Source organism: Streptomyces sp. NPDC031274 (genome assembly GCF_055570235.1).
Genome location: NZ_JBVIHP010000007.1, coordinates 234,703 through 261,463, shown reverse-complemented (window position 1 = coordinate 261,463; position 26,761 = coordinate 234,703). Strand labels below are relative to the sequence as shown.

Sequence of the window (26,761 nt, the reverse complement as noted above, 5' to 3'; positions counted from 1 at the left end):
GGTGGTCACTTCCCAAAACATTTGCTTTCTTTGACCCTACGTCGATCTCTCTTCTGCGTCGGCCTGCTTGGCCGACGCGACGGGCATTTCACGTCCACATTGCCGACCGCGCCGTCACCCGCCGAGTCGGCCCCTTTGCACCGTCGGCGCGCCCATCTCATACGAGAATGAGACAGCGCCTTCGTTCGGGTGGGTTCCGGGAATTTCCGCCGCACAGAGTTTCCGGCGTACACAGCACTCGTTACCCAAGGAGAAGTGAAAATCCCCTCTGGCGACCGTCCGTCGCCCAAGAAAGGAACACGATGAAGCCCCTGAAGGCTGCCGCCGTCGTTGCCGGATCCATGGTCATCGCTGGTGTCGCCGCACCCGCCTTCGCCTCCGACCTCACGCCCACCAGCCTGAACGGTGCAGTGGACACGATCGCAGGCCAGACGCAGAACCTGGACGCGGCCCCGCTGGCCACGAACGCCCTCGACACCAAGAACAAGGACTCCGTCATCAACACCGTGTCGGGTGCCGCGAAGGACCTGCACGCGGGTGGCGGCGCGGGCAAGCTGCTCGGCGGTCTTCCCCTCTCGAAGTAGGGCCCTCCCCGGCCACCGCCGAGGGCGCGGCTGTCCGCTCGCCCGACGTCCCCGGCAGCCTGGACGCGACACCTTGAACCCGCAGGGCCGGTTCCGCATTCGCCTACCGCGGAACCGGCCCTCAGGCGTTCTGGGACGTCGCCCCTCTCTCCCTGTCCGCTCTTTCCCAGGGCCTCAGTTCGACTGAAGGGCCCCGGAGTTCGACCGGCGCGTGCCCCGATCGTGTGATCGCTCGCCCGCACTCACCCAGTCAAGTGACGACCGGGCCCGAGACACCCAGAAGCATCGATACGGTTCCGGGATGACCTCGACATCGAGCGAAACCCGCACTTTCCGAGCCGCCGATCTGGGCACCCTCACCGTGGTCTCCTGGAGTGGTGAACACCCCGAGGACGAGAAGGACATGCCCTTCCTGCTCGCCTACTCGCTGGGCGACGGCGAAGGCGGACCCGAGGGCGCGACCGCGGCCATCGAGGCCCTGTTGCAGAACAACGGGCTCCCCGTCGGCGGCCCCGTCGTGGAGAGCTCCCGCAACCCGAGCCTTCCCGTCACCCTCCTCGTCGAGGCCGGCCAAGCGGCACTGAACATGCCCTACCTCAGCGCCCAGTGCGTCGTACCGCCTGAGTGGCTCGTCGCCGTGGGCGAGCGGGGACACGCCTACTTCATGTTCACCACGCGCCCCTGGCCCGAGGCCAAGCCCGGGGTTCCGCTCGCCGAGGAGGCCCTCGCGGCGTTCGCGGGCGCCGAGGAGACCATGATCAACTCCGCGCACTGCCTGCTCACCGTGAAGAGCCTGCGCGGCTAGGAGCCGCCGACAGGGCCCGCACGCGACTGGGGTCCGCCGGTCGGGACAGACCGGCGGACCCCAGCGCGTGACGCTTCAGCGCACCGCCTCAGAGCAGACCGAGACCCAGGTCCGCGTCCAGCAGGTGGTGGTCGTGGTGGTGATGGTGCCAGTCGTCGTCCCAGCAACCGCCGTGGTCGCACGGGTGGGAGGCCGCGGCCTTCGGCGCGGGAACTCCGGCCGCCTGAGCGGAAGTTGTGAACGGAACCGCCACGGCCAGGGTGAGTATGGCCGTCGCTGCGGCACGACGAAGCGTGATCTTCATGGGGGATCTCCTCGATCCGTTGGGGACGCGACCGACGCTAATCAGCCCCGCAGACCCTGTCCTGCCGAGAGATGCGCGACTACTGCAAAAGGGTGTCGAGCCCGCCGCCCGTGAACCGAGTGAGGACCGCAACGATGGACACCAGCACGCCCCTGCCCCAGGCCCGCAAGCCCGAAGCGCCCTTAGGGCGCGTGGACCCGCTGTCCGGCGGTACGGGCGGGAGCCGTGCGTTCGCGCTGCTCCTGGTGATCACGGGTGCGGCGGGGCTGCTCGCGGCGTGGGTGATCACGCTGGACAAGTTCAAGCTCCTTGAGGACCCGGACTTCACGCCGGGATGCAGCCTCAATCCGGTGGTCTCCTGCGGCAACATCATGAAGAGCGAGCAGGCGTCGGTCTTCGGATTCCCGAACCCGATGCTGGGCATCGCCGCGTACGCGGTCGTGATCTGTGTCGGCATGAGCCTGCTCGGCCGCGCGCGCTTCCCGCGCTGGTACTGGCTGACGCTGAACGCGGGCACGCTCTTCGGGGTCGGCTTCTGCACGTGGCTGCAGTACCAGTCGCTCTACGAGATCAACTCGCTGTGCCTGTGGTGCTGCCTGGCCTGGGCCGCCACGATCATCATGTTCTGGTACGTCACCTCGTTCAACGTCCGCAACGGCCTGCTGCCCGCACCCTCCTGGCTGCGCACGTTCCTCGGTGAGTTCACGTGGGTGCTTCCGGTACTGCACGTCGGCGTCATCGGGATGCTGATCCTCACGCGCTGGTGGGACTTCTGGACCAGCTGAACCTCTGGACCAGCTGAAAAGGAGGGGACATCACCAGTGATCAAGGAAGCAGCGCGCGACGGTACGTGGACGGAGCGGCTCACGCGCCGGGCCACGATGCGTGGCCTCATCACCGTCGCCGTCGCCGCCGTGACGGCGCCGGCCGCCCTCTTCTGGTCGACCCGGGACACGGCTCATGACCGGCCGTCCGACGACCTCGGTGAAGGCGCGTCCGATTTCGACGAGATGTACGAGGGCCGGCACATCCGCGGATCGAGAGCCACCGCAGGCGGTCAACACGCGGGCGCTTTCTGGGACATCACGGTCGACGGCCGCCCGCTCCACCTCATGCGGCGCGCCGACGGCGGCTATCTGAGCATGGTCGACCACTACGAGTCGTATCCGACGCCCCTCATCGCCACCCGCAGAGCAGTGGACGAACTCGGCCGTGGCCAGCAGCTGCGCGGCGGTCACGCCTGATCACGGCCCCGCACATCGGACCGGAGGAAGCGAAGCGAAGTGGTCTACACGCGCAAGAACCAGGCCCGGCTCACCAGCGCCGAGAAGCGGCGCTTCGTCAACGCGGTGCTTGAGCTCAAACGCACGGGCGAGTACGACGAGTTCGTCCGGACGCACATCCAGTACTACGTCTCCGACGGGGAACCAGGGCTGCGGGTCGCCCATATGACGCCCTCGTTCCTGCCCTGGCACCGCCGGTTCCTCCTGGAGTTCGAGCGGGCGCTCCAGCGGGTGGATTCCGCGGTGTCCGTGCCGTACTGGGACTGGACGGTGGACAGGACGGCGAATGCCTCGCTCTGGGGCAGCGGACTCATGGGCGGCAACGGACGGCGCTCCGACCGGCAGGTCATGACCGGTCCGTTCGCCCGCACGAACGGCCACTGGGTCGTCAAGGAGGGGGAGACGGACGGCGACTTCCTCATGCGTGACTTCGGCAGGCCGCAGAACCCGACCGAACTGCCCACCCCGGACCAACTGGCCTGGGCCATGCGCGACCCGGTGTACGACACACCGCCCTGGGACTCCACCTCGCCGAAGGGCTACCGCAACAAGCTGGAGGGGTGGACGTCCCACACCGGCAACGACAAGTGGCGCAACCACAACCGCGTCCACCGCTGGGTCGGCGGACACATGCTCGGCGGCGCGTCGGTCAACGACCCCGTCTTCTGGCTGAACCACTCCTTCGTCGACCTGCTGTGGGACCGCTGGCAGGCGCGGCACCCCGACTCCGCGCCCTATCTGCCCGCTGAGCCGCCGGACGCGGACAACGGCCCGCCGCACGGACGCGTCGCCGCCCGCCACGAGCCGATGCCGCCGTGGGACGCGACGCCGGACGAGCTGCTCGGCCATCGCGGCATCTACCGCTACGCATGACAAAGCCCCCGGCGGCGCGTGACCGTCGGGGGCTTTCACATGGGGGGATCAGCCGCCGTAGCCGCCGGGACCACCGGGGTGGCCGGGGTTGTGGTGGCCACCGTCGGCGTTGGCGCACGTGTTGCCGAACGCCGGGTTCAGCAGACCGATGACGTCCACAGTGTTGCCGCACAGGTTGACCGGCACGTGGACCGGAACCTGGACGAGGTTGCCCGAGAGGACGCCGGGCGAGCCGACGGCCGCAGCTTCGGCGCCCGCGTCCGCCATGGCCATACCGGTGCCACTGAGCACCACGGCGCCAGTGCCGAGGGCAACAGCGGCTGCCTTCGCGATGCGAGACATCACGTTCTCCTTTGAATTGACGAGTACCGCCGCATGTACGCGGCCGTACTGTCCCTTCAACGGCGTCACCGGCAGCAGGTAACGGCACTGATCGGTACATCATTGGTGAAATCGCCTGGACGCCCGTGTCCAGCGCTGCCCCGAGCCGTTGCGCATCACATGATCTCAACACGACGCATCGCCGCCGCCTTCGCTCTCGCCGCCGGTGCCACCGCCCTGGCCGCCCCCGCAGCGAGCGCCGCGCCCATCTCCCCCACCGGCATGATCGACTCGATCGCCATGTCCGGCATCCCGGCGGAGCAGCAGGAAGAGCTCCCGACCGTGACCAGCCAGCTCAACGGGCTGAACGACCTCTACCAGCTGAACGAGCTGCACCAGCTGACCGACCTGGCCGCACCGGTCACGGGTCTCCTTCCGGCGATCGAGCAGTAGTCACGCACACAGGGGCGAGGCCGAGCCCACGGCGGTTCGGCCCCGCCTCAGGACCCGAATTAATTCCGGTGACTGCGCGGAGTCCGGATCACTAGACTCGCGCTGCGGCGACAGGGCGGAGAGCCTTCGTCGAGCCAGTCGTCGCGGACATCCAGTCGCAGAGATTCAGTCGTACGCAGAGATTCAGTCGTACGCAGAGATTCAGTCGTACGTAGAGATTCAATCGCGGACATTCATCCGTCAGCCAAGCGAGGGGGCCGGGCCATGCGTCACCGCACTGCCGTCAGCGCTCCCCGGTCGCGGTTCGACGTGATCCTGGTGTCTTCGCGTGTGCGGTGCCGGCTGCGCGGCCGTCACCGCTCGTCCGTGGCGAACATCTGACTCACCCCAGACCGACCTGTGAGCCGACCCGCCGGGCATGCCCCGGCCTGGTCACACCGCCCTGCTCCGTCTGGTGGTCAGGCCCGTCCTTCTGGTGGTCACGCCCGGAAATCGCGCTGCCCCGCCCCGCATCACACCGAAAGGCCTCGGGCCGTGCGCACCAACACCCCACACCTGTCCGCCCGTTCATCCGCCGATGTCCGCAATCTCGGCATCCTCGCCCACGTCGACGCGGGGAAGACCACCGTCACGGAACGGATCCTGTTCCTGACCGGCGCCACCCACAAGAGAGGTGAGGTCCATGACGGCACGACCGTCACCGACTTCGACACGCAGGAACGCGATCGCGGGATCACCATCTTCGCCGCGGCGGTCAGCTGCGCCTGGGACGGTCACCGAATCAACCTGATCGACACTCCGGGCCACGTCGACTTCGCCGACGAGGTGGAACGCTCCCTGCGTGTGCTCGACGGTGCGGTCGCGGTGTTCGACGCCGTCGCCGGGGTCGAACCGCAGAGCGAGTCGGTGTGGCGGCAGGCCGATCGGTACGACGTGCCGCGGATCGCGTTCATCAACAAGCTGGACCGGGCGGGCGCCGACCTCGACACGGCGGTCGCCTCCATACGGGAGCGGCTGCACACGGTCCCGCTCGTGGTGCAGCTGCCGATCGGGCGGGAGAGCGAGTTCACCGGAGTCGTGGATCTGCTGCGCATGCGTGCCCTGGTCTGGCACGCGGACCGTGACACGTACGAAGTGGTCCCGATCCCCGCGGCTCTGCACGAGCAGGCCCACCGGCGCCGGCAGCTGCTCGACGAGACGGTGGCGGAGCTCCATGGCGCCGCGATGGAGGAGTACTGCACGACGTCGGCGCTCTCCACCCCGACTCTGGCCTCCGCGCTGCGCGATCTCACCCTCAGCGGTGAGGGCGTGGTGGTGCTGTGCGGGTCCGCCTACCGCAACCGCGGAATCGAACCACTGCTGGAGGCGGTCGTGGCCTACCTGCCGTCACCGGCGGATGTGCCGGCGGTACGCGGAACTCTGGGCGACACGGTGCAGGAACGTATCGCCAGCCCCGCGGCGCCGTTCGCGGGCCTGGCCTTCAAGGTGAACGCGACAGCGACCGGACGGCTGACGTATCTACGTGTGTACTCGGGAACGATCACGAAGGGAGAGACGGTGATGGACGCGGGCACCGGCCGCAGCGAACGGATCGGCCGCATCCTGCGCGTGCAGGCCGACCGCCACGCGGAACTGGACCAGGCGACCGCCGGGGACATAGTGGCGGTGGTCGGCCTGAAAACGGCCCGCGCGGGCACCACACTGTGCGCCCCCGCGGCGCCCCTGGTCCTCGAACCGCCCGCGGTGGCGGCGTCGGTGGTCTCCGTGGCGGTCGAGGCCCGCAGGAGCGTGGACACCGGCAGGCTGTCGTCGGCCCTCGCCCGCCTGGTCGAGGAAGATCCCTCGCTGGCGGTACGGGTTGACGGGGAGACCGGCCAGACGGTGCTGTCCGGCATGGGCGAGCTGCATCTGGAGGTCGCGGTGGAGAAGATCCGTCGCGCCCACCGCATCGAGGTCGGCGTCGGCCGACCGCAGGTGGCCTACCGTGAAACGGTCGTCCGCGGAGTGTCGGGCCTTGTGTACCGGCATGTGAAACAAGACGGTGGTGCGGGCCAGTTCGCGCATGTGGTGCTCGACGTCGCACCACTGCGGCCGGCGGCAGGCACGGCTCACGGTTTCGAGTTCGACTCCACCGTCACCGGGGGCCGGGTGCCGCAGGAGTACATCCGCGCGGTGCGGTCCGGTTGCCTGGACGCTCTCGCCGATGGACCCCTCGGCGGCCACCCGGTGACGGGCCTGCGGGTCACGCTGACCGATGGAGCGACCCATCCCAAGGACTCCTCGGAGATGGCGTTCCGGACGGCGGGCAGATTCGCGCTGCGTACGGCACTGCGCGCGGCGGTGATGGAACTCCTCGAACCCATAGTGGAGTTGACGGCCACGGTGCCGGACGACGGGGTCGGCGGCGTACTCGGCGATCTCGCGGCACGGCGCGGCCGAGTCTCGGACTCGGCCACGCGATCCGGCACGGCCACGATCACGGCGACCGTGCCACTGGCCGAGCTGTTCGGCTACGCGTCCCGCCTGCGCAGCCGTACGCAGGGCCGGGGCACGTTCACCACGCGGCCGATGGGTTACGCGGGGGTTCCGGCCGGGGTGTCGGCTGGATAGGCCTGCGGGGGTGGCTCCGCTCTCGTGAGCGGGGCCGTCCCCTGTCCGGAAGGGGTGGCTCCACTCGCATGAGCGGGGCCGTCCCCCGTCCGGAAGGGGTGGCTCCACTCGCATGAGCGGGGCCGCCCCCGTCCGGAGGCCTATCCTCGCGCGTCCACCAGGCCTGATTCCCAGGCCCAGGCAGCGATCTCCACGCGGTTGCGGGCGGACAGTTTGGTCTGCACGTTGCCGAGGTGCGTCTTCACCGTGCCCACGGAGATGACCAGTTCGCCCGCGATCTCGGCGTTGGTCAGGCCTCTGGCCACCAGGCGCACCAGGTCCTTCTCCCGTTCCGAGAGCGCGGTGTGCGGCTCCCGGGAGGCGGGGACGGTGCTGTTGAGGCGCCGCAGCAGCCGGACGGTGATGGCCGGGCTCACCAGCGCCTCGCCGGAGGCGGCCGCCCTGATGGCCTCGACGAGCAGGGCAGGGCCGGAGTCCTTGATCAGGAAGCCGGACGCGCCCTCGCTCAGGGCGCGTTGGACGTACTCGTCGTCGTCGAACGTCGTGACCACGACGACCTTCGGCGGGTTCACGGTGCCGGGGCGCGTCAGTCTGCGCAGCGCCTCGAGGCCGTCCATGCGGGGCATGCGGATGTCCATGAGGACCACGTCGGGCCGGTGGTGCTCGGCGAGTTCCACCGCGTGCACCCCGTCGGTGGCCTCCGCGACGACTTCGATGTCGTCCTCCGCACCGAGGATCATCGTGAACCCGGCGCGGACCATGGCCTGATCGTCGGCGATCAGGACGCGGATCGTCATGACGCCGTCGCCTTCGCCGTGGACGCCTTCGCCATGGGCACCTTGGCCGGGGACGCGGACCGGGGCACGGGGAGCGTCGCCTCCACTCCCCAGCCGCCGCCCGTCACCGGGCCCGCCTGGACGCTTCCGCCGATCAGGCTCACCCGCTCGGCCAGGCCCCTGAGGCCGAACCCGCCGGTGGAGACGTGGTGGGGCCGTCCGTCGTCGGTGACCCGTACGGTCAGCCGGTCTCCCGAGCGGTCCACGCGCACCCGCACTTCGGTGCATCCGTGGCCGTGCTTGCGTACGTTGGTGAGGGCCTCCATCACCACCCGGTGTGCGGTGGTGGTCACCTCGACCGGCAGGTCGTCGAAGGCCCCTTCGAGATCGAGCTCGGCCCGCGCGCCGCCGACCGCCGAGAACTCCTCGACGAGCGAGCGCACTTCATCGATGCCCGACAGCGGCGTCAGTGCCACTTCTCCGTCGGCGTCGCGCAGCATCCCCACCATGTGCCGCATGGAGGTCAGCGCCTCCGAGCCCGCCTGTTCGATCCGCTGCAGCGCGGGCGGCACCAGTTCGGGCTTGCGGCCCGCGATCGCGTGGGCTCCCTGTGCCTGTACGACGATGCCCGTCACGTGGTGGGCGACGAAGTCGTGCAGGTCCCTGGCGAACTCCGTCCGCTGCTCCAGGCGCAGGGCCGCCGCCTGCCGACGCCGGTCCACCAGGAGGAAGCGCATTCCGAGGCCGATGCTCAACGCCGTGACCGCTGCCAGGGCATAGAGCAGCGCCAGGATGGTGGTGGACTGCCGCGTCGCGACGGACACCGGCCGCAGCACGATCGCCGTCATCAGCGCGGGGACGGCCAGCATCGCCCACGACGGCTTCCCCCGCCGGGCGACGAGCAGCAGGAGCCACGTCAGCGCCGCCGGTTCGGCGAATCCCATCGCCTGCGAGCTCACCCTCATCTCCAGGTGCAGCCAAACCGACAGGCACAGCGACATGACCGCGACCACGAAGACGGCCACGGACAGTTCCCGGCTCTTGAGCCGGGGTGAGACGACGACGAGGCCGACTGCGAGCAGGGCGCCGATCAGCTTGGCAGGGCCGTGGTCCGAGATCCAGTAGAAACCCGCCGCCAAGTCGAACGGGACGAGCGCGACCAGGCCCCCGAGCAGCAGCCACACCATTGCGGGGACGAGCCGCGAAAGGCCCTTCCCCTCTGTGGCTCTGGCCGTCGCTGTGGCCGTGATCGCTGCGTTCGCCGCCTTCAGCATCTCTCTCACCATCCCTACCGCGGACCGGCCGAAAGTCGGAGCCGACCGCGAATGATCTGTCTTTCGCCCGATCCGCCGCGAGCCGCGGCAGAGGAGAGTCGTTCTCACCGGGCGGCGCTCGCCCTTCATCCTTCATCGCACGAGGAGCATGCCATGATCACGGCCGACGTCACCCCAGCAGAAGCCCCGGAGGTGCTGGAGCACGCGTCGGCGGAGATCCGCTCCCCGCTCAGCCCCACGCGGACCCACTCGGACCACTCGGGATCTCGGCGCGCCGATCGAGGCGCCCTCCCTCCCTCCGACGGCGTCAAACGCCGACTCGGCTGACCGGCCGCCGACCACCGCCGTCGATCACCGTCGGCAGCCGAGCGCCCCGCCCAGCGTCGCACGCCGCCTGCCGCGCCTCCCCCACGCACAACACCCGGCCCGCCCCCACATACACACGGCCGCCCCTCCCACACGTACGCACAGGAGCCACACATGCACGACGCCTACGCAGAGACGCAGCCCGGCAACGGCCCGGGATTCGGACCGCCGCCCGTCTACGGTCCGGCGATCGAGGCCCACGGGCTCGGCAAGGAGTACCGGCGAGGCTGGGCGTTGCGGGACGTTTCCTTCCAGCTGCCGATCGGGCGGGTATGCGGCCTTGTCGGCCCCAACGGCGCAGGCAAGAGCACCCTGATGGGCTTGGCCACCAACATGATCCGGCCGTCGGCGGGCGCCCTGCGCGTGTTCGGCTCGGAACCGGGTTCGACGGAGGCGGTCCTGCGCACCGCGTTCCTGACCCAGGAGAAGCCGCTGTTCCGGCGCTTCACCGTGGCCGAGACCCTGCGCCTGGGCCGCGAGCTCAACCCTCTCTGGGACCAGGAGGTGGCCGAGGGCATCGTCCACGCGGGCCAGGTGCCGATGAAGGCGAAGATCGGCACGCTGTCCGGCGGTCAGCGCACCCGCGTCGCCTTCGCCCTGGCCTTCGGCAAGCGCCCTGACCTGCTCATCCTCGACGAGCCGATGTCCGATCTCGATCCGCTGGTGCGCCGCGAGCTCATGGCCACGCTGAAGGCGGAGGCGGCCGAACACGGCACGACGGTACTGGTGTCCTCGCACATGCTCGCCGAGCTGGAGTACATCTGCGACTACCTCCTCGTCATCGCGAACGGCGGGCTGCGCCTCGCGGGCGAGGTGAACGAGCTGCGCTCGGCACACGCCCTGTTCGCCACCGCGGGCGACGGCGCGCAGTCCGCCGTCGCACCGCACACGGTCATCGAGACCCTCGGCGCCGGCGACGGCAGGCCCGGCGTCCTGGCACGCCTCAGCGCACCGATCCAGTACGACGGGCAGGCCGAGCCGCCCACCTTGGAAGAGCTGCTGCTCGCCTATCTGCGCTCACCCGACGCGCCCTCGCTGATCGCCCCCAGCGCCCAGGTCGGCGACATCCACGACATCATCACCCGCGACCGCCAGAAGGCTGTGACCGCATGAGCACCCTCACTCTCGACCCGGCCCGTAAGACGTCCGACGAGGGCCCGCAGAACGGACGCGGTTCCTGGCCGGCCGCACCCCGGCTCAGCGGTACGGCGTGGCTCGTCTGGCGCCAGCACCGCGCCGCGTTCTGGACCATGATCGCCTTCACGCTCCTGGCCGTGACCGCCATGGTCGTTCTGCGCGGACAGATGATGGACTACCTGCGCACCCTGGAACCGACCCAGAAGCGGCCCGGCGGTCTGCCGCCCGAGTTCGACAGGTACGGCAACCTGCTGGCCGAGGCCGGGGGCTACCTGAGCTACTTCCCTGTCCTGGCAGGCGTCCTCCTCGGTGCCCCGTTCATCGCGGGCGACCTGGAGACCGGCACCGCCAAGCTGGTGACCTCGCAGTCCGTCAGCCGACTGCGCTGGCTCACCATGAAGCTCGCCATGCCCGCCGCACTGGTCGCACTGTCCACCGGCGTGCTCGGGGCCGTCTTCAACTGGTGGTGGAGCCCGGTCAAGGGGTTCGTCACGCAGGTGGAGTGGACCAGCGGCGGGATCTTCGACGTCACCGGGCCCATGGCGGTGGCCTACTCCCTGCTCACGTTCGCCGTGGGCGTGGCGGTCGGCCTGCTCCTGCGCCGCACGCTGGTGTCGATGGTGGTCACGCTCGGCATCGTCGTGGCGATCGGGTTCGTCTGGGACGAGCTCCGGTCGAGGCTGGGACACATCATGTCGGCCAGCACCGACAAGGGCGTCGGCCCCGGTGCCAGGCAGCCGGAGCTGCCTGACATGGCCGTGCAGCAGGGACAGGGCACCTACTTCCTCACCAGCTCCGGAGACCGCCTGGACTGGATGACCTGCCTCGACAAGATGGACAACGACAAGGCACACACGGCCTGCCTGGAGTCCAAGCACGTCGTCGGCTGGACCAAGGAGTACCTCCCCTTCGAGCAGATGGCCACGATGCAGTGGCTCGGAGCGGGCATCATGCTCACCGCCACCGCCGCCGTCGTCGCCTTCATCGTCGTCTGGGGCCGCAAGCGCCTCCTTTGACCCCCCACGGGAAATGGGGCCCACTCCAGAGGAGCGGGCCCCATCCGGCGTTGCACCGGAACTCACAATCCGTGTGAGCTGCGGAAACGCGAAGTCATCCCAGTACCACGCCAGCACGGGAACCTCGACAAAGTACAAGACGATTCGACGCCGAGAACGCTACCCAACACCTGCGGATCCCAGTGCGCGTTTCCGGCTCAGTCGGCGGTACCCGGCCCTACGACCCACTCGGCCTGCAGCCCGCTCACCGAAGCAATCATGTCGAAGTCGCCGTCATAGTGCAGGACCGTGGCTCGATGCCGCTCGGCGGTTGCCGCAATGAGGACGTCGGCCAGCGACAGCGCCCGGTGAAAGCCGGCGTTCAGGGCCAGAGCCTGGATCTCGAGCGCCCGCTCGAACTCCTCGTCATTGCAGGGCAGGTAGTCGAATCCACGGAGCAGGGTGCGCAACCGCAGCGCCTCGGGCTTTCCTCGTGCCGAGTACAGAACCTCGTACTCAGTCGGGGCGCACACCGCCAGGAGCCCATCGCGATCCAGCGCATCGAGCCGAGCCCGCACCGCCGGTTTGCCCCGGCGGGCCAGCGCCGACTTGTCGATGAGGTAGCGCCCGTTCACGCCGCCGAGGCCCCGCCTTCACGCTTCAGAGATCCATCCGGATTCCGCGGCCCCGTCTGCGAGCGGATCTCCGCAAACACGTCCTCGAACTCGCCCTCATCCATGGCGTCGAACAACTCCCGGCGCAGTCGCAGCTTCACCCCCTCCTCCATAGCCGCCCGCACTGCGGCGGCTTTCGTCTTCACCTCGTACACCCGCATCGCCTGCTCGACGATCTCGTCGTCCAGATCGATCACAGTCCTGGCCATCAGTCACCCCTCCGCCGGTCGACAACTCGGCAATGATATCATTTCTGAGTTAGGGATGATATCAGGGCGCTGGGCGCGGACACCTGGATCAAAGGCAGGAGTACAGCGCCCGAAATCGATCACCATCTGGAGATTCAGCCCTTCTACGCAGCACAGCGCCGCATCCGCCCTCGCGACGCACGGGCATGCGTGAAGATCAGAGAGCCGACGTGTTTGCCGACTCCGTCGACTGTCAGGGCAGGAGTCAGCGAACAGCCACATCCGTTGCTGCGCCACTTGCACTCGCCGGGCCGCCCGTACTCATGGACAGCCTCGATGATGGCGAGTGAGCTGATTACGACCTCCATGCCGCGCGAGCGCGCCTCGGCACCCAGAGCCACCACCTGCTCGTCGCCGACGAGCAGCTTCGAAAGCCCCTCGCTGTCGAGGACCAGCGTCCCCTTGTGACTCAACTTGCGGCGGGCCACTCCCCCTCCTCGGCGAACACCTCGTCGAAGACCTGCCGTGCCCGCCGGCGAGCCTGCTCGGAGACGGGCCTGTAACGGCTCTCGTAGTCCGCCAGGTACTCATCAAGGACCTGGCCGCGCAGCTCACGTTCGACCGCGTCGGCAATAAAGACGGAAAACTCCCGCTTACCCACCCGTGCCCGGATCGCCTCCGCGGTCCCCTCCGGCAGCGAGAGGCTCACTCGCGTCGCCCGCCCTTCCCCAATGCCGTACGTCATCTCACCCATACCCCCCGAGCGTGTCAAACGAGCAGGAAAGCGCTACGGAACGCCCCCTTCCGGGAGCCAGCGGGCCATCGCTCGCGAACCCCGCCGCTTCGGGCGCAGATCCGGAGCGGCGCGGAGCCTCAGATTCGTGAACAAGGCCTGTGGATGGACCCTCACCCACCCGCTCCCTCGCATCGGGTAGCGCCGTCCGAAACCCAGCACGGCGTTCTCATCCCATCTCAGCACGATCCCAGCACGGTAGGCATGAGCAGGGGTGATGACAGGTGACGAGGGGCCAGCTATCCCAGCGCGGGAAAACGCAAAGGGCCCGACCCCGAAGAGTCGGACCCTCCCTGAGCTGCATGTTTGCCAGATCAGCGACGTGGCGAAATGTCACCCGCTACACATTGAAGCGGAACTCCACCACATCCCCGTCCTGCATCACATACTCCTTGCCCTCCATGCGCGCCTTGCCCTTAGCGCGGGCCTCCGCCACCGAGCCCGTCTCCACCAGGTCCTCGAACGAGATGACCTCCGCCTTGATGAAGCCCTTCTGGAAGTCCGTGTGGATGACGCCCGCCGCCTCGGGGGCCGTCGCGCCCTGAGGGATCGTCCAGGCGCGGGACTCCTTGGGGCCTGCCGTGAGGTACGTCTGGAGGCCGAGGGTGCGGAAGCCCACGTGGGCCAGAGTGGCCAGGCCGGGCTCTTCCTGGCCTACCGACTGGAGGAGTTCGAGGGCCTCGTCCTCTTCCAGCTCCACGAGCTCCGACTCCAGCTTGGCGTTGAGGAAGATCGCCTCCGCGGGGGCGACCAGGGCGCTCTGCGCGGCCTTGAAGTCGTCGTCCGTCAGCTCGTCCTCGTCCACGTTGAAGACGTAGAGGAAGGGCTTCGTCGTGAGGAGGTGGAGGTCGTGGAGGAGTTCCTCCTTGCCGGAGCCCTGGATGATGCCCGCGGAGGAGAGCGTGTCGCCCTTCTCCAGGATCGCCTGGGCCTCCTCGACCGCCTTGACCTTGGGCGCCACGTCCTTCTTGATGCGCGACTCCTTCTGGAGGCGCGGGAGGACCTTCTCGATCGTCTGGAGGTCGGCGAGGATCAGCTCGGTGTTGATCGTCTCGATGTCGTCCTTGGGCGAGACCTTGCCGTCCACGTGCACGACGTTCTCGTCCTTGAAGGCGCGGATGACCTGGCAGATCGCGTCCGACTCGCGGATGTTCGCGAGGAACTTGTTGCCCAGGCCCTCTCCCTCGCTCGCGCCGCGCACGATGCCCGCGATGTCGACGAAGTCGACCGTGGCGGGCAGGATCTTCTGCGAGGAGAAGATTTCCGCCAGTTTCGTGAGGCGGGGGTCCGGGACGCCCACCACGCCGACATTCGGCTCGATCGTGGCGAACGGATAGTTGGCCGCAAGCACGTCGTTCTTGGTCAGGGCGTTGAACAGGGTCGACTTGCCGACATTGGGCAGACCGACGATTCCGATCGTGAGCGACACGTTGCGACTTCCCGTACGTGAGTGCTGTGGGTGGACGGCCCGAAGGGCCGGAGCGACCGTAGGGCGATCCCCCAGTCTACGGCGTGCGGGTCCCGCGCTCGTCGGCGTACCGCTCTCCTGTCGAACGCTTGGCCAAGGTCGGCCAAAGTGCGTGTCCCATGCCGGATTATCGGTACGGCTCGACCTAGGTTGGTCCGGTGGAGCAACACAGGACGCGTCCCCCTCAGTCTCCGGCCCGGCCGCGACGCACCGCACCCCTGCCCCCGCAGGGCAGGCCCGCCGATTCGGCGGCGGTCTACCGCGCCGCGTCCCGTCCCCGCCGCCCCGCCCCTCCCGTCATCCGCAAGCTGCGTGCGCTGCCGCTCTACCGCGCGCTGCGCGGCATGCCGAACCCGCGTCTCACGGGGCTCGGCAGCGGGCTCTTCTGCGCCGCGGTGATGTTCCTGCTCGCCTGTCTGCTGTGGCTGCTCTTCGGCAGTTCGGTCGTCGCGTACGGCGTGCTCTTCCTGCCCGTGAGCGCGCTGACCGCGTTCTGGGTGCGGCCCGCCGACCTGGTGACCGCGCCGGTGGCCGCGCCGATCGCCTTCGCCTTCGGGCTTCTGCCGATCTCGGGCGGCAATGGAGGAGGCTTCGGCGGGCACCTCATGGGGCTCATCACGTCGCTCGCACTGCACGCGGGCTGGCTGTACGGCGGGACGCTCGTCGCCGGTCTCATCGTGACCGGGCGCAGGATCAAGCTCATGGGGCAGCGGCGGCGCGCACGGGCCGCCGCCCCCGTCGCCCCCGCCCCCGCCGGGCCACGAGGAGGGCCCAAGCGGCGGATGCCCACTCCGTAGGCCGGGCAGAGAGCAGGCCGGGCAGAGAGCAAGGGGCAAGGGGCAAGGGCAGGGTTAGCGCGGCAGGGGCTTGGAGCGGCGGGCTTCCTACGCTGCCGCCGCCTCCGCCGCCGCCATCGCCGCGCCCACGATCCCCGCGTTGTTCTGCAGCTCCGCGGGGACGATCTCGGCCTTGATGTCCTTGATCAGCGGCAGGAACTTGTGGGACTTGCGGCTCACGCCGCCGCCGATGATGAACAGCTCCGGCGAGAACAGCATCTCCACGTGCGCCAGATACTTCTGGACGCGGTGCGCCCAGTGCTCCCAGGAGAGGTCCTCGTCCTCCTTGGCCTTGGACGAGGCGCGCTTCTCCGCGTCGTGGCCGTGCAGCTCCAGATGGCCGAGCTCGGTGTTCGGGACGAGGCGGCCGCCGGTGAACAGGGCGCTGCCGATGCCGGTGCCGAGGGTGAGCAGGATGACCGTGCCCTTGTGGCCGCGGCCCGCGCCGAAGTGCATCTCGGCGACGCCCGCCGCGTCCGCGTCGTTCAGGACGGTGACGGGGACGTCGCCGCCGAGCCGGTCCGCGACCAGCTTCTGGATGTCCGTGCCGATCCAGCTCTTGTCGACGTTGGCCGCCGTGCGCGCCGTGCCGCCGGAGATCACACCGGGGAACGTGGCGCCCACGGGGCCTTTCCATTCGAAGTGCTCGACGACCTCGCGCACCTTGTCGGCCACGCCGTCGGGCGTGGCCGGATGCGGGGTCAGCACTTTGTGCCGCTCTTGTGCCAGGTCTCCCCGGTCCAGATCAACGGGAGCACCCTTGATCCCGGATCCGCCGATGTCCACGCCGAAGATCTGCATGGGCCCCACGGTACGGCCAGTGCCCGACGCCCGCGCTACTTCCGGGACAGCTCGGCGGCCTCGGCGCGCAGGTCGCGGCGGAGCTCCTTGGGCAGCGAGAAGGTGATCGACTCGTCGGCCGTCTTCACCGTCTCCACGTCCCCGTAGCCCCGCTCGGACAGCCACTCGATGACGCCGTCCACCAGGACGTCCGGAACGGAGGCGCCCGAGGTGAGGCCGACCGTGGTCACGCCATCGAGCCACGCCTCGTCGATCTCCTCGGCGTTGTCGACGAGGTGCGACGCGGGTGCGCCCGCGTCGAGGGCGACCTCGACCATGCGGATCGAGTTCGAGGAGTTCTTGGAACCGACGACGATGACGAGTTCGGCGTCCTCCGCCAGCTTCTTCACCGCGATCTGGCGGTTCTGCGTCGCGTAGCAGATGTCGTCGCTCGGAGGGGAGATCAGGCCCGGGAACTTGGTCTTGAGGGCGTCGACCGTCTCCATGGTCTCGTCGACCGAGAGCGTGGTCTGCGAGAGCCAGACGACCCTGTCCGGGTCCCGGACCTCGACGTTCGCGACGTCATCGGGGCCGTCGACGAGCGTGATGTGGTCGGGGGCCTCACCGGACGTACCGATGACTTCCTCGTGACCCTCGTGGCCGATCAGGAGGATGTCGAAGTCGTCCTTCGCGTACCGGACGGCTTCCTTGTGGACCTTCGTGACCAGGGGGCACGTCGCGTCGATGGTCGCGAGTTTCCGCTCGGCGGCCTCGGCGTGGACCGTCGGCGCCACGCCGTGCGCGGAGAACATGACGATGGAGCCCTCGGGGACCTCGGCCGTCTGGTCGACGAAGATCGCACCCTTCTTCTCGAGGGTCTGCACCACGTACTTGTTGTGAACGATCTCGTGGCGGACATAGATCGGAGACCCGTACTGCTCAAGGGCCTTCTCGACGGCGATCACGGCACGGTCCACACCCGCGCAGTAGCCGCGGGGGGCGGCGAGCAGGACTCGGCGGGCAGGAGTCGAAGCAGTCATGCCCCCATCGTAAGGCCGAGCCCAGCGCGTCAAAGATCGCCTTCTTGGGGAGACTGGAGGCCTGCGTTCACTTACGGAGGCACGATGTCCGGTTACTCCGACAACTCAGGCTCGGGCTCAGACCCAAGTTCAGGCACGACGGCCGGTGGCGCCCATCCCGGCACCACCGACGTGGGCGACGGCCTTCGCCGCAGTCTCGGCTTCCGTGATCTTGTCGTCTACGGATTGCTGTTCATCGCCCCGATGGCGCCGGTCGGAGTCTTCGGGACGCTCGACGCCAAGTCGCACGGCGCGGTGGCGCTCGTCTACATCATCGCCACGATCGCGATGGCGTTCACCGCGTTCAGCTACGCCCAGATGGTGAAGGTCGTCCCCCAGGCGGGCTCCGTCTTCGCCTACGCCCGCGCGGGGCTCGGCAACGGCCCCGGGTTCATCGCCGGGTGGATGGCGATGCTCGACTATCTCCTCATCCCCGCCGTCGCCTATCTCTTCTCCGGGATCGCGATGGAGGCCCTGGTGCCCTCCGTGTCCCGGTGGGTGTGGACGGCGATCGCGGTCCTGGTGACGACCGCGCTGAACCTGTGGGGCGTACGGGCCGCGGCGCGGGTCGGGTTCCTGGTGCTCGCCATGGAGATCGTGGTGCTTCTGGTCTTCGTGGTGTCGGCGATCGTCGTCCTGGCGCGGGACGGGGCGCAGCGGGACTGGCTCTCGCCGCTGAGCGGTGACGGCTCGCAGGGCTCGTTCGCGCTGGCCGCCGTCGTGGGCGCGGTGTCGGTGGCGGTGCTCTCGTATCTGGGCTTCGACGCGATCGCCTCGTTCGCGGAGGAGGTGACGGGAGGCTCGGCGAAGGTAGCGCGGGCGGTGCTGTTCTGTCTGGCGCTCGCCGGTCTGCTCTTCATCGCCCAGACCTATCTGGTGGCGCTCCTGGAGCCGATGTCGTCGGCACAGCTGGCCGCCGAGCCGGGCAAGCAGGGGTCCGCTTTCTACGATGCCGTCGACTCGGCCGTCGGGGACTGGCTCCATGACCTGGTGGCCGTCAGCAAGGCGATCGGTGCGGCGTTCGCCGCGCTGGCCGGGCAGGCCGCGGCGGGGCGGCTGCTGTACGCCATGGCTCGTGACCGGCGGCTTCCCGGGGCCCTGTCGAAGACCGATTCGGGGACGCCTCGGCTCGCGTTGCTGTGCGCGGCTGTCGTGACGCTGGTCGCCGCGGTGTGGGCGGCTCGGCGGGACGACGGGATGGATCACCTGGTTTCGGTGGTGAATGTCGGGGCGCTGACGGCGTTCGTGTTGTTGCACGCGAGCGTGGTGGGGTGGTTCGCGGTTCAGCGGCGCGGGGGTGTTGTCAGCTGGTGGCGGCATTTGTTGGTCCCCGCGCTGGGGGCGGCCATCACCATCGCTGTGATCGTGGAGGCCGCGGGGTCCGCGCAGGTGGTGGGGTTGATCTGGTTGGTTGTGGGGCTTGCGGTGCTGTTCGGGCAGCGGGCCCGTCGGGCGGAGTCCTAGACCGCCGCTTCGCCTGGCAGGCGCAGGCACAGGACCAGGACCAGGAGCAGGAGCAGGCGCAGGCGCAGGCGCAAGAAACAGGAACCACGCCCTGTCAGACCCTGCCGATACGCTCGGCGCATGGCTTTGAACACGTCTGCTGATGCCCCGCTGCCCGTCGGCGAGGTGTCGCGGCTCATCGGTGGGTGGATCGACCGGCTCGGTGCCGTGTGGGTCGAGGGGCAGATCACCCAGCTGTCCCGCAGGCCCGGCGCCGGCGTGGTGTTCATGACGCTGCGCGACCCCTCGCACGACATCTCCGTCAGCGTCACCTGCTACCGCCAGGTGTTCGACGCCGTCGCGGACGTCGTCTCCGAGGGCGCCCGCGTCGTCGTCCACGCCAAGCCCGAGTGGTACGCGCCCCGGGGGCAGCTGTCCCTGCGTGCCGTCGAGATAAAGCCCGTCGGCGTCGGAGAACTGCTCGCGCGGATCGAGCAGTTGAAGAAGAGCCTCGCCGGGGAGGGCCTGTTCGCGCCCGAGCGGAAGAAGGCGCTGCCCTTCCTGCCGCAGCTCATCGGGCTCGTCACCGGCCGCGCATCCGCCGCGGAGCGCGACGTCCTCGAGAACGCCCGGCACCGCTGGCCCGCCGTCCGCTTCGAGGTGCGCAACGTCCCCGTCCAGGGCGTGCACGCCGTGCCGCAGGTCGTACAGGCCGTGAAGGAACTGGACGGGCTCGACGCGGTGGACGTGATCATCGTGGCGCGGGGCGGCGGCAGCGTGGAGGATCTGCTGCCGTTCTCGGACGAGCAGCTCGTGCGTGCCGTCGCCTCCTGCCGTACGCCCGTCGTCTCCGCGATCGGGCACGAGCCGGACAACCCCCTGCTCGATTACGTGGCGGACCTGCGCGCCTCCACCCCGACCGACGCCGCCAAGAAGGTCGTACCGGACGTCGGCGAGGAGTACGAGCGCGTGCGCTGGCTGCGGGACCGGGCCCGGCGCTGCATGGACACCTATCTCGACCGCGAGGACCGCGGCCTTGCGCACGCCCTCGCCCGCCCCTCCATGGAAAATCCGCACCGCATGATCGAGGAGCGCGAGGAGCAGGTCTCGGCGCTCGTCGACCGCAGCCGCCGCACGCTCGGGCACCTCCTGGACCGCGCCGAGTCGGAGCTGACGCACACCCACGCGCGCGTGGTGGGCCTCTCCCCCGCCGCGACGCTCCAACGGGGGTACGCGGTGTTGCAGAAGGCGGACGGCTCGGTGGTGCGGGCCGCGGAGGAGGTGGCGGCCGACGAGGAGCTGCGGGCACGGGTCGCCGACGGCGAGTTCACCGTACGAGCCGTAGCCGCAGACGGAGAGCCCCCTCGCTAGCCGCGCAGGACACGCAAGCCGCACAAGCCGTACGAACCGACATTTAGGGTGGGCACATGACCAGCACGACGGACGAGGCCACGAGCCCGGCGGACGCACTCGGCTACGAGCAGGCGCGTGACGAGCTCATCGAGGTCGTACGCCGCCTGGAGGCGGGCGGCACCACGCTCGAGGAGTCGCTCGCCCTGTGGGAGCGCGGCGAGGAGCTGGCAAAGGTGTGCCGCCGCTGGCTGGACGGCGCCCGCGCCCGCCTGGACGCGGCCCTGGCGGGGCCCGACGGGGACGGCGATCAGGGCGAGGGCGACGGCGACGCCTGAGGCGGGGCTGCCCCCGGAGGCGGGGGCCAGGGGGCTCGGGCCTCTCGCGCGACCTGGACCTGGCGGGTTGTGAAGCCGATCACCAAGCGGCCGATTTGGTTGAAACTTAAACCGCAACGCCGTACCGTCGATCTCACAAGCTGCTCCACCAGCTCGTTCACGAACTGATTCACCAGCTGATTCACCAGCTGCTCCGCAAGCTGATCCACCCACGCACGTACGCACCGAGAAGGTTGATCCATGTCTCTCGTCCTTGACCCCGCCGCACAGGACCTGCTCTTCCGCGAGGCCCGCACCGCGAACTCCTTCACCGATGAGCCGGTCACCGAAGAGCAGGTCCAGGCGATCTACGACCTGGTCAAGTTCGGCCCGACCGCCTTCAACCTGTCGTCGCTGCGCATCACCCTGGTCCGCTCCCCCGAGGCCCGCGAGCGCCTGGTCCAGCACATGGCCGAGGGCAACCAGCCGAAGACCGCGTCCGCCCCGCTCGTCGCGATCCTCTCCGCGGACAACGAGTTCCACGAGGAGCTGCCGGCGCTGTTCCCGCACTTCCCGCAGGCCAAGGACGTGTTCTTCTCCGAGCGTCCCGCCCGCGAAGGTGCCGCGCAGCTCAACGCCGCACTTCAGGCCGCCTACTTCATCATCGGCGTGCGCGCCGCCGGTCTGGCCGCGGGCCCGATGACCGGCTTCGACGCCGCCGGCGTCCAGAAGGAGTTCCTGGACGGCGACCACACCCCGCTGATGGTCGTCAACATCGGCAAGCCGGCCGAGAACGCCTGGTTCCCGCGCTCCCCGCGCCTTGAGTTCGACCAGGTCATCGAGACCGTCTGATCGTCTGAAGCTCAGACGGACGAGCAGCCAGACAGACAAGCGGTACGAGTGAGGGCCCCGGCTACAGCGCCGGGGCCCTCACTCGTACCGCTCGAAGCGTCAGGACGTCTTCAGCGCCCGCGCCATCTCCGTCAGCTGACCGAACGGCGCCGTGCCCGCGACCACCGTCGTCGCGCCCTTGTCCTCGCGCACCAGGGCGTCGTACGTCTGCCCCTCGTAGCGGCGCCAGGTCTCGCCACCGATCTCCTCGGTGGTCTTCGTCCGCACGGCCCTCTGCGTGGCCTCTTCGATGAACTTGACCGGCTTCGCCGTGGACTGCTTGAGCACGACGTACTCACCGGACGGGTCGAGGAAGCCCAGGTGCCAGCTGTCGCCCTGGGAGCCGTCGAACCGCACCGACGTCGGCTTCCACGCCTTGGCCAGGCCCTCGGGGGCTGCCACCGGGTAGGCCGCCGCCCGTCGCGCGCTCAGCAGCTCGACTCTGTAGTCGACGCGCTTGACGGGGCTCTTGGAGTCGTCGTGCGGGATGAAGACGTACATCGCACCGGCCACGAGGACGATCACCGCCATCGACCACAGCATGTTCCGTACGGTCTGCTTGCCTTGTCTGCCTGCCACGCCCCCATGTTCTCAGGCGCCGGACGCGGCTCTTCCCCCGGTGTTGCCAAAGTGCCCGATCCGCTCATGCGTGGGGCCCTCTGCTCATTTTGTCGGCCTGCCGATAGAGTCAAGGCACACCCTCATCCGGCCGCCCTCCCGTCTCCCAGCACCGCCCTTCCAAGGACGCCCTGCGGGCGCGCCACTTTTTTGTATCAGCAGAAAGGTGCTCTCCGATGACCGAGCATCATCTCCCTTCCGAGCTCGAAGTCTCTCCCGAGGCTCCCGACCGCAACCTCGCCCTGGAGCTCGTCCGGGTCACCGAGGCAGCCGCCATGGCCGCGGGCCGCTGGGTCGGCCGCGGCGACAAGATCGGCGCCGACGGCGCCGCCGTCAGGGCCATGCGGACCCTCGTCTCCACCGTCTCGATGAACGGCATCGTCGTCATCGGTGAGGGCGAGAAGGACGAGGCCCCGATGCTCTTCAACGGAGAGCGGATCGGCGACAGCACCGGCGCGGAGGTCGACATCGCCGTCGACCCGATCGACGGCACGACCCTCTGCGCGAAGGGGATGCCGAACGCCATCGCCGTGCTCGCCGCCGCCGACCGCGGCGCCATGTTCGACCCGTCCGCGGTCTTCTACATGGACAAGCTGGTCACCGGCCCGGAGGCCGCGGACTACGTGGACATCAACGCCCCCGCCTCGGTCAACATCCGCCGCGTCGCCAAGGCCAAGGGCCGTGCGCCCGAGGACGTCACGGTCATGATCCTGGACCGCCCCCGTCACGAGGGCATCGTCAAGGAGATCCGCGAGACCGGCGCGCGCATCAAGTTCATCTCGGACGGCGACGTCGCCGGTTCGATCATGGCCGTGCGCGAAGGCACCGGCGTCGACATGCTCATGGGCATCGGCGGCACCCCGGAAGGCATCATCTCGGCCTGCGCGATCAAGTGCCTCGGCGGTGTGATCCAGGGCAAGCTGTGGCCCAAGGACGACGCCGAGCGCCAGCGCGCGCTGGACGCGGGCCACGACCTGGACCGCACGCTCTCCACGACCGATCTGGTCCGCGGGGACAACGTCTTCTTCGTCGCGACCGGCATCACGGACGGCGAACTGCTCCAGGGCGTGCGCTACGCCGCGGAGACGGCCTCGACCTCGTCCCTCGTCATGCGCTCCAAGTCGGGCACGATCCGCAAGATCGACTCGGACCACCGGCTCAAGAAGCTGCGCGCGTACAGCGCCATCGACTTCGACCGCGCCAAGTAGCGCGCCAAGCAGGACGTCCGGCACGAAGTACATCGCGTACGCCGGAGGGGGCGCCCCGTGCGGGGGTCGCCCCCTCCGGCGTACGCAACGTGCGTACAAGAACGTGCGTACAAGAACGCGCGGACGCCAACGCGCGAACCGCTACCCGGCGGCGGCGATCGGGCCCGCGGTCGTGTGCGCGGCCTTCTTGAGCTCCACCTCGCGCCGGCGCCGCCTGGCGAGCACCACGCGGCGCTCCGCGGCCGTGAGACCGCCCCAGACTCCGTACGGCTCGGGCTGGAGCAGGGCGTGCTCCCGGCACTCGACCATCACGGGACAGCCGCCACAGACACGCTTCGCGGCTTCCTCCCGGGACAGGCGTGAGGCGGTCGGCTCCTTGGACGGGGCGAAGAACAACCCGGCCTCGTCTCGTCGGCACACCGCCTCGGTGTGCCATGGAGCGTCTTGGTTCCGATCGCGCACTGGTTCCCGCTGGGCCGGAACGGCGGCGACCTGCAGGGACTGATGCGACGGCTGCAGCACGGGTCTACTCCTGACGACGGCTTCGCGAGCGAGAGACGATGCAGCAAGCTCTACCCGCTGTGCACACGCCTATGCACTGAGTTCCGATGTACGGAAGTTCGCGCCATCAGCGGCGCGACGCGTGTCTCGATTCCGCGGCCGAATGCGCCCCCTGAGTGCACCCCTCAGCTCGAAGACCGATCAGTGACCGAGATGCTTGCGCAGCTGCTTGTGCAGGTCCCGGACGAGCTTTCCCCGCTTGGGCTTCGCCTCGATGTTGCCCAGGACCGCGTAGCCGTCGACGTAGACCACCGGGGCGTCCCGCTCGGCCGAATCGAGCATGTCCACCTCGAAGTTGCCGAGCACGCCGGTGCCGCTGCCCCGCAGCGAGACGTTCTCCGGGACGCGGATCTCCACGTTGCCGAAGACGGAGATCGCCTTGATGACGACCTGCTGCTGCTCGAAGATGGCCTCGCTGAGGTCGATCTCCACGTTGCCGAAGATCGCGTACGCGTGCGTGCGGCGGCCCACGCGCCAGCGGCCCTTGCGGACGGAGCTGCTGAAGACCGCGACCAGGTTCTCGTCGGCGACCGGGGGCACCACGCCGTCCGACGGCCGGGAGGGGGCGGGCTCGGGCGCCGCTGTCGTGCGGGCCGCACCGCTCGCCGCGGGCAAGTCGCTGACCAGCGGCGCCAGTTCACCCATGGTCTTGGCGCGATAGACCCCGTCGATCCGCTCGCTGTGCTCCTCGGCGGTCAGACGGCCCTCGGCGAGGGCCTCACGGAGGATGTCCGCCGTGCGGTCCCGGTCGGCGTCCGACGCGCGCAGGCCTGCGGGCCGCGGTTCCGGGTGGGTCTGCTGAGGGCGCTTTTCTAGGTCCACACCACTCAGCGTACCCAAACGCGATAGATCGCGACTACCCCCTGACCCGCCCTACTGAGCCTTACCTCACAGGCTCGGTCCGCTTCGCGCGTTCTACGCTGGTTGGCGCGTCGCCAATGGAGGCCGCGCCGCCGTCTGCCGAGTGAGGAATGGCCGTAAATGCCAGAGTTCGAGTACTCCGATCTGCTCCCCCTGGGAGAGGACACCACGCCGTACCGGCTGGTGACCTCCGAGGGTGTCTCCACTTTCGAGGCCGACGGGCGGACGTTCCTCAAGGTCGATCCAGAGGCGCTGCGCACCCTCGCCGCCGAGGCGATCCACGACATCCAGCACTATCTGCGGCCCGCGCACCTGGCCCAGCTGCGCCGCATCGTCGACGACCCGGAGGCCTCCGGCAACGACAAGTTCGTCGCGCTCGACCTCCTGAAGAACGCGAACATCGCGGCCGCGGGCGTGCTCCCCATGTGCCAGGACACCGGCACGGCCATCGTCATGGGCAAGCGCGGACAGAACGTCCTCACCGAAGGTGAGGACGAGAAGGCGCTCTCGCACGGCATCTACGACGCGTACACGAAGCTGAACCTGCGCTACTCCCAGATGGCCCCGCTGAACATGTGGGAGGAGAAGAACACCGGCTCCAACCTCCCGGCCCAGGTCGAGCTGTACGCGACCGACGGCGGCGCCTACAAGTTCCTCTTCATGGCCAAGGGCGGCGGCTCCGCCAACAAGTCGTTCCTCTACCAGGAGACGAAGGCCGTCCTGAACGAGGCCTCCATGATGAAGTTCCTGGAGGAGAAGATCCGCTCCCTGGGCACGTCCGCCTGCCCGCCGTACCACCTGGCGATCGTCGTCGGCGGCACCAGCGCCGAGTTCGCCCTGAAGACCGCGAAGTACGCCTCGGCGCACTACCTGGACGAGCTGCCCGCTTCAGGCTCCCCGACCGGGCACGGCTTCCGCGACCAGGCTCTCGAGGAGAAGGTCTTCGAGCTGACGCAGAAGATCGGCATCGGCGCGCAGTTCGGCGGCAAGTACTTCTGCCACGACGTGCGCGTGGTGCGCCTGCCGCGCCACGGCGCCTCGCTGCCCGTCGCGATCGCCGTCTCCTGCTCGGCCGACCGCCAGGCCACCGCGAAGATCACCGCCGAGGGCGTCTTCCTGGAGCAGCTGGAGAGGGACCCTGCGCGCTTCCTGCCGGACACGACGGACGAGACCCTCAACGAGGACGCCGCGGCCTCCGACGTCGTCAAGATCGACCTCAACCAGCCCATGGACGCGATCCTCGCCGAGCTCACCAAGCACCCGGTGAAGACCCGCCTCTCGCTCAACGGCCCGCTTGTCGTGGCCCGCGACATCGCGCACGCCAAGATCAAGGAGCGGCTCGACGCGGGCGAGGAGATGCCGCAGTACCTGAAGGACCACCCGGTCTACTACGCGGGCCCCGCCAAGACCCCCGAGGGCTACGCATCCGGCTCCTTCGGCCCGACGACGGCGGGCCGGATGGACTCCTACGTGGAGCAGTTCCAGGCGGCGGGCGGCTCGAAGGTCATGCTCGCCAAGGGCAACCGCTCCAAACAGGTCACCGACGCCTGCGACGCGCACGGCGGCTTCTACCTGGGCTCGATCGGCGGCCCTGCCGCCCGCCTCGCCCAGGACTGCATCAAGAAGGTCGAGGTCGTCGAGTACGAGGAGCTCGGCATGGAAGCCGTGTGGAAGATCGAGGTCGAGGACTTCCCGGCCTTCATCGTGGTCGACGACAAGGGCAACGACTTCTTCCAGGACCCGGCTCCGGAGCCGACGTTCACGCACATCCCGGTCCGCGGACCCGGCCTGGCGTAGCGGGCACAGCAGCCCCTCTGTGCACAGCGGAAGCCCTCTGTGCACCACGGAGGAGCCCCCTGCCCACACACAACGGAGGAGCCCCCTGCGCGCAGAGGGCTCCTCCGTGTCGTCGG

The 26,761-nt window shown here is 69.1% G+C and carries 30 protein-coding genes and 1 pseudogene; 17 read left to right on the top strand and 14 right to left on the bottom strand.

Features of this window, described 5'->3' with window-relative positions; genetic code table 11:
- The first annotated feature begins 302 nt into the window (after positions 1-302).
- Positions 303-584: a hypothetical protein gene (locus tag ACZ5CR_RS14710; protein WP_468857383.1), complete on the top strand. Its 282-nt coding sequence runs from the start codon at positions 303-305 to the stop codon at positions 582-584.
- A gap of 301 nt (positions 585-885) precedes the next feature.
- Positions 886-1,389, top strand: coding sequence for a DUF5949 family protein (locus tag ACZ5CR_RS14705; protein ID WP_468857381.1), 504 nt, complete (start codon positions 886-888; stop codon positions 1,387-1,389).
- Positions 1,390-1,477: 88 nt separating this feature from the next.
- On the opposite strand, the gene ACZ5CR_RS14700 is transcribed toward ACZ5CR_RS14705, so the two are convergent.
- The gene (locus ACZ5CR_RS14700) at positions 1,478-1,693 is read right to left on the bottom strand and encodes a hypothetical protein (RefSeq protein ID WP_468857379.1); all 216 of its coding nucleotides are present in this window, start codon (positions 1,691-1,693) and stop codon (positions 1,478-1,480) included.
- Positions 1,694-1,827: 134 nt separating this feature from the next.
- Between ACZ5CR_RS14700 and ACZ5CR_RS14695 the strand changes: the two genes are divergently transcribed.
- The 3 genes from ACZ5CR_RS14695 to ACZ5CR_RS14685 are packed head-to-tail and all read left to right on the top strand — an operon-like array spanning position 1,828 to position 3,849.
- Entirely contained in the window at positions 1,828-2,478 is a 651-nt protein-coding gene (locus ACZ5CR_RS14695; RefSeq protein ID WP_468857377.1) for a vitamin K epoxide reductase family protein, read from the top strand.
- A 36-nt stretch (positions 2,479-2,514) separates the two neighbouring features.
- Positions 2,515-2,937: a tyrosinase cofactor gene (locus tag ACZ5CR_RS14690; RefSeq protein WP_468857375.1), complete on the top strand. Its 423-nt coding sequence runs from the start codon at positions 2,515-2,517 to the stop codon at positions 2,935-2,937.
- A gap of 39 nt (positions 2,938-2,976) precedes the next feature.
- Entirely contained in the window at positions 2,977-3,849 is an 873-nt protein-coding gene (locus ACZ5CR_RS14685; RefSeq protein WP_468857373.1) for a tyrosinase family protein, read from the top strand.
- Positions 3,850-3,897: 48 nt separating this feature from the next.
- On the opposite strand, the gene ACZ5CR_RS14680 is transcribed toward ACZ5CR_RS14685, so the two are convergent.
- A complete protein-coding gene (locus ACZ5CR_RS14680) occupies positions 3,898-4,191 on the bottom strand; it encodes a chaplin (RefSeq protein ID WP_468857372.1) in 294 nt (97 codons plus the stop codon).
- A gap of 159 nt (positions 4,192-4,350) precedes the next feature.
- On the opposite strand from ACZ5CR_RS14680, the gene ACZ5CR_RS14675 reads away from it, so the two are divergent.
- Both ACZ5CR_RS14675 and fusA read left to right on the top strand, forming a co-directional pair.
- Positions 4,351-4,623 carry a hypothetical protein gene (locus ACZ5CR_RS14675; RefSeq protein ID WP_389903720.1) on the top strand — a complete coding sequence of 91 codons (273 nt, stop codon included), beginning with the start codon at positions 4,351-4,353 and terminating at the stop codon, positions 4,621-4,623.
- 534 nt (positions 4,624-5,157) lie between these two features.
- Positions 5,158-7,233 carry an elongation factor G gene (fusA, locus tag ACZ5CR_RS14670; RefSeq protein ID WP_468857371.1) on the top strand — a complete coding sequence of 692 codons (2,076 nt, stop codon included), beginning with the start codon at positions 5,158-5,160 and terminating at the stop codon, positions 7,231-7,233.
- Positions 7,234-7,373: 140 nt separating this feature from the next.
- On the opposite strand, the gene ACZ5CR_RS14665 is transcribed toward fusA, so the two are convergent.
- Both ACZ5CR_RS14665 and ACZ5CR_RS14660 read right to left on the bottom strand, forming a co-directional pair.
- The gene (locus tag ACZ5CR_RS14665) at positions 7,374-8,030 is read right to left on the bottom strand and encodes a response regulator (protein ID WP_468857370.1); all 657 of its coding nucleotides are present in this window, start codon (positions 8,028-8,030) and stop codon (positions 7,374-7,376) included.
- Entirely contained in the window at positions 8,027-9,283 is a 1,257-nt protein-coding gene (locus tag ACZ5CR_RS14660) for a sensor histidine kinase (protein WP_468857369.1), read from the bottom strand. Before ACZ5CR_RS14660 ends, ACZ5CR_RS14665 begins: the two co-directional genes overlap by 4 nt.
- A 153-nt stretch (positions 9,284-9,436) precedes the next feature.
- Here ACZ5CR_RS14660 and ACZ5CR_RS14655 point away from each other — a divergent pair, with 153 nt between their 5' ends.
- The 3 genes from ACZ5CR_RS14655 (at position 9,437) to ACZ5CR_RS14645 (ending at position 11,802) form a co-directional block, all read left to right on the top strand.
- Positions 9,437-9,610: a hypothetical protein gene (locus ACZ5CR_RS14655; RefSeq protein ID WP_468857368.1), complete on the top strand. Its 174-nt coding sequence runs from the start codon at positions 9,437-9,439 to the stop codon at positions 9,608-9,610.
- 153 nt (positions 9,611-9,763) lie between these two features.
- Complete coding sequence (locus tag ACZ5CR_RS14650; RefSeq protein ID WP_468857366.1) at positions 9,764-10,762, top strand: ABC transporter ATP-binding protein; 999 nt, start codon at positions 9,764-9,766, stop codon at positions 10,760-10,762.
- The gene (locus ACZ5CR_RS14645) at positions 10,759-11,802 is read left to right on the top strand and encodes an ABC transporter permease subunit (RefSeq protein ID WP_468857365.1); all 1,044 of its coding nucleotides are present in this window, start codon (positions 10,759-10,761) and stop codon (positions 11,800-11,802) included. The genes ACZ5CR_RS14650 and ACZ5CR_RS14645 overlap by 4 nt, the downstream gene beginning before the upstream one ends.
- Before the next feature lie 197 nt (positions 11,803-11,999).
- On the opposite strand, the gene ACZ5CR_RS14640 is transcribed toward ACZ5CR_RS14645, so the two are convergent.
- From ACZ5CR_RS14640 to ychF, 5 genes and pseudogenes are all read right to left on the bottom strand, one after another.
- Complete coding sequence (locus ACZ5CR_RS14640; protein ID WP_468857363.1) at positions 12,000-12,416, bottom strand: PIN domain-containing protein; 417 nt, start codon at positions 12,414-12,416, stop codon at positions 12,000-12,002.
- Positions 12,413-12,664, bottom strand: coding sequence for a type II toxin-antitoxin system VapB family antitoxin (locus tag ACZ5CR_RS14635; protein ID WP_468857361.1), 252 nt, complete (start codon positions 12,662-12,664; stop codon positions 12,413-12,415). The genes ACZ5CR_RS14640 and ACZ5CR_RS14635 overlap by 4 nt, the downstream gene beginning before the upstream one ends.
- Positions 12,665-12,924: 260 nt before the next feature.
- Positions 12,925-13,131, bottom strand: a pseudogene (locus ACZ5CR_RS14630) (DNA-binding protein); the annotation flags it as partial.
- On the bottom strand, positions 13,113-13,397 hold the full coding sequence (locus ACZ5CR_RS14625) for a hypothetical protein (protein ID WP_468857360.1): 285 nt from the start codon (positions 13,395-13,397) through the stop codon (positions 13,113-13,115). The gene ACZ5CR_RS14625 and the pseudogene ACZ5CR_RS14630, both read right to left, overlap by 19 nt.
- Before the next feature lie 379 nt (positions 13,398-13,776).
- Entirely contained in the window at positions 13,777-14,865 is a 1,089-nt protein-coding gene (ychF, locus tag ACZ5CR_RS14620; protein ID WP_468857358.1) for a redox-regulated ATPase YchF, read from the bottom strand.
- Between the two features lie 197 nt (positions 14,866-15,062).
- Here ychF and ACZ5CR_RS14615 point away from each other — a divergent pair, with 197 nt between their 5' ends.
- A complete protein-coding gene (locus ACZ5CR_RS14615) occupies positions 15,063-15,701 on the top strand; it encodes a DUF6542 domain-containing protein (protein ID WP_468857356.1) in 639 nt (212 codons plus the stop codon).
- Between the two features lie 87 nt (positions 15,702-15,788).
- On the opposite strand, the gene ppgK is transcribed toward ACZ5CR_RS14615, so the two are convergent.
- Both ppgK and ACZ5CR_RS14605 read right to left on the bottom strand, forming a co-directional pair.
- The gene (ppgK, locus tag ACZ5CR_RS14610; RefSeq protein ID WP_468857354.1) at positions 15,789-16,541 is read right to left on the bottom strand and encodes a polyphosphate--glucose phosphotransferase; all 753 of its coding nucleotides are present in this window, start codon (positions 16,539-16,541) and stop codon (positions 15,789-15,791) included.
- A gap of 35 nt (positions 16,542-16,576) precedes the next feature.
- Positions 16,577-17,560, bottom strand: coding sequence for a 4-hydroxy-3-methylbut-2-enyl diphosphate reductase (locus ACZ5CR_RS14605; RefSeq protein ID WP_468857352.1), 984 nt, complete (start codon positions 17,558-17,560; stop codon positions 16,577-16,579).
- 84 nt (positions 17,561-17,644) lie between these two features.
- On the opposite strand from ACZ5CR_RS14605, the gene ACZ5CR_RS14600 reads away from it, so the two are divergent.
- The 4 genes from ACZ5CR_RS14600 (at position 17,645) to ACZ5CR_RS14585 (ending at position 21,561) form a co-directional block, all read left to right on the top strand.
- Positions 17,645-19,063 carry an APC family permease gene (locus ACZ5CR_RS14600; RefSeq protein ID WP_468857350.1) on the top strand — a complete coding sequence of 473 codons (1,419 nt, stop codon included), beginning with the start codon at positions 17,645-17,647 and terminating at the stop codon, positions 19,061-19,063.
- A gap of 120 nt (positions 19,064-19,183) precedes the next feature.
- Positions 19,184-20,413 carry an exodeoxyribonuclease VII large subunit gene (gene xseA, locus ACZ5CR_RS14595; protein ID WP_468857348.1) on the top strand — a complete coding sequence of 410 codons (1,230 nt, stop codon included), beginning with the start codon at positions 19,184-19,186 and terminating at the stop codon, positions 20,411-20,413.
- Positions 20,414-20,469: 56 nt separating this feature from the next.
- Positions 20,470-20,730, top strand: coding sequence for an exodeoxyribonuclease VII small subunit (locus tag ACZ5CR_RS14590; RefSeq protein ID WP_468857346.1), 261 nt, complete (start codon positions 20,470-20,472; stop codon positions 20,728-20,730).
- Between the two features lie 240 nt (positions 20,731-20,970).
- Positions 20,971-21,561, top strand: coding sequence for a malonic semialdehyde reductase (locus tag ACZ5CR_RS14585; protein WP_383274959.1), 591 nt, complete (start codon positions 20,971-20,973; stop codon positions 21,559-21,561).
- A 99-nt stretch (positions 21,562-21,660) separates the two neighbouring features.
- Here the strand turns inward: ACZ5CR_RS14585 and ACZ5CR_RS14580 are convergent, their stop codons facing one another.
- Positions 21,661-22,179, bottom strand: coding sequence for a DUF4245 domain-containing protein (locus ACZ5CR_RS14580; RefSeq protein WP_468857345.1), 519 nt, complete (start codon positions 22,177-22,179; stop codon positions 21,661-21,663).
- A 215-nt stretch (positions 22,180-22,394) separates the two neighbouring features.
- Between ACZ5CR_RS14580 and glpX the strand changes: the two genes are divergently transcribed.
- Positions 22,395-23,426, top strand: coding sequence for a class II fructose-bisphosphatase (glpX, locus tag ACZ5CR_RS14575; protein ID WP_468857344.1), 1,032 nt, complete (start codon positions 22,395-22,397; stop codon positions 23,424-23,426).
- 141 nt (positions 23,427-23,567) lie between these two features.
- On the opposite strand, the gene ACZ5CR_RS14570 is transcribed toward glpX, so the two are convergent.
- Together ACZ5CR_RS14570 and ACZ5CR_RS14565 are read right to left on the bottom strand one after the other, a co-directional pair.
- A complete protein-coding gene (locus tag ACZ5CR_RS14570; RefSeq protein ID WP_453532313.1) occupies positions 23,568-23,948 on the bottom strand; it encodes a WhiB family transcriptional regulator in 381 nt (126 codons plus the stop codon).
- Positions 23,949-24,128: 180 nt separating this feature from the next.
- Positions 24,129-24,809, bottom strand: a complete 681-nt coding sequence (locus ACZ5CR_RS14565) for a DUF1707 SHOCT-like domain-containing protein (RefSeq protein WP_468857342.1) — start codon at positions 24,807-24,809, stop codon at positions 24,129-24,131.
- A 159-nt stretch (positions 24,810-24,968) separates the two neighbouring features.
- Between ACZ5CR_RS14565 and ACZ5CR_RS14560 the strand changes: the two genes are divergently transcribed.
- Positions 24,969-26,645, top strand: a complete 1,677-nt coding sequence (locus tag ACZ5CR_RS14560; RefSeq protein ID WP_468857340.1) for a fumarate hydratase — start codon at positions 24,969-24,971, stop codon at positions 26,643-26,645.
- Positions 26,646-26,761: the final 116 nt, after the last annotated feature.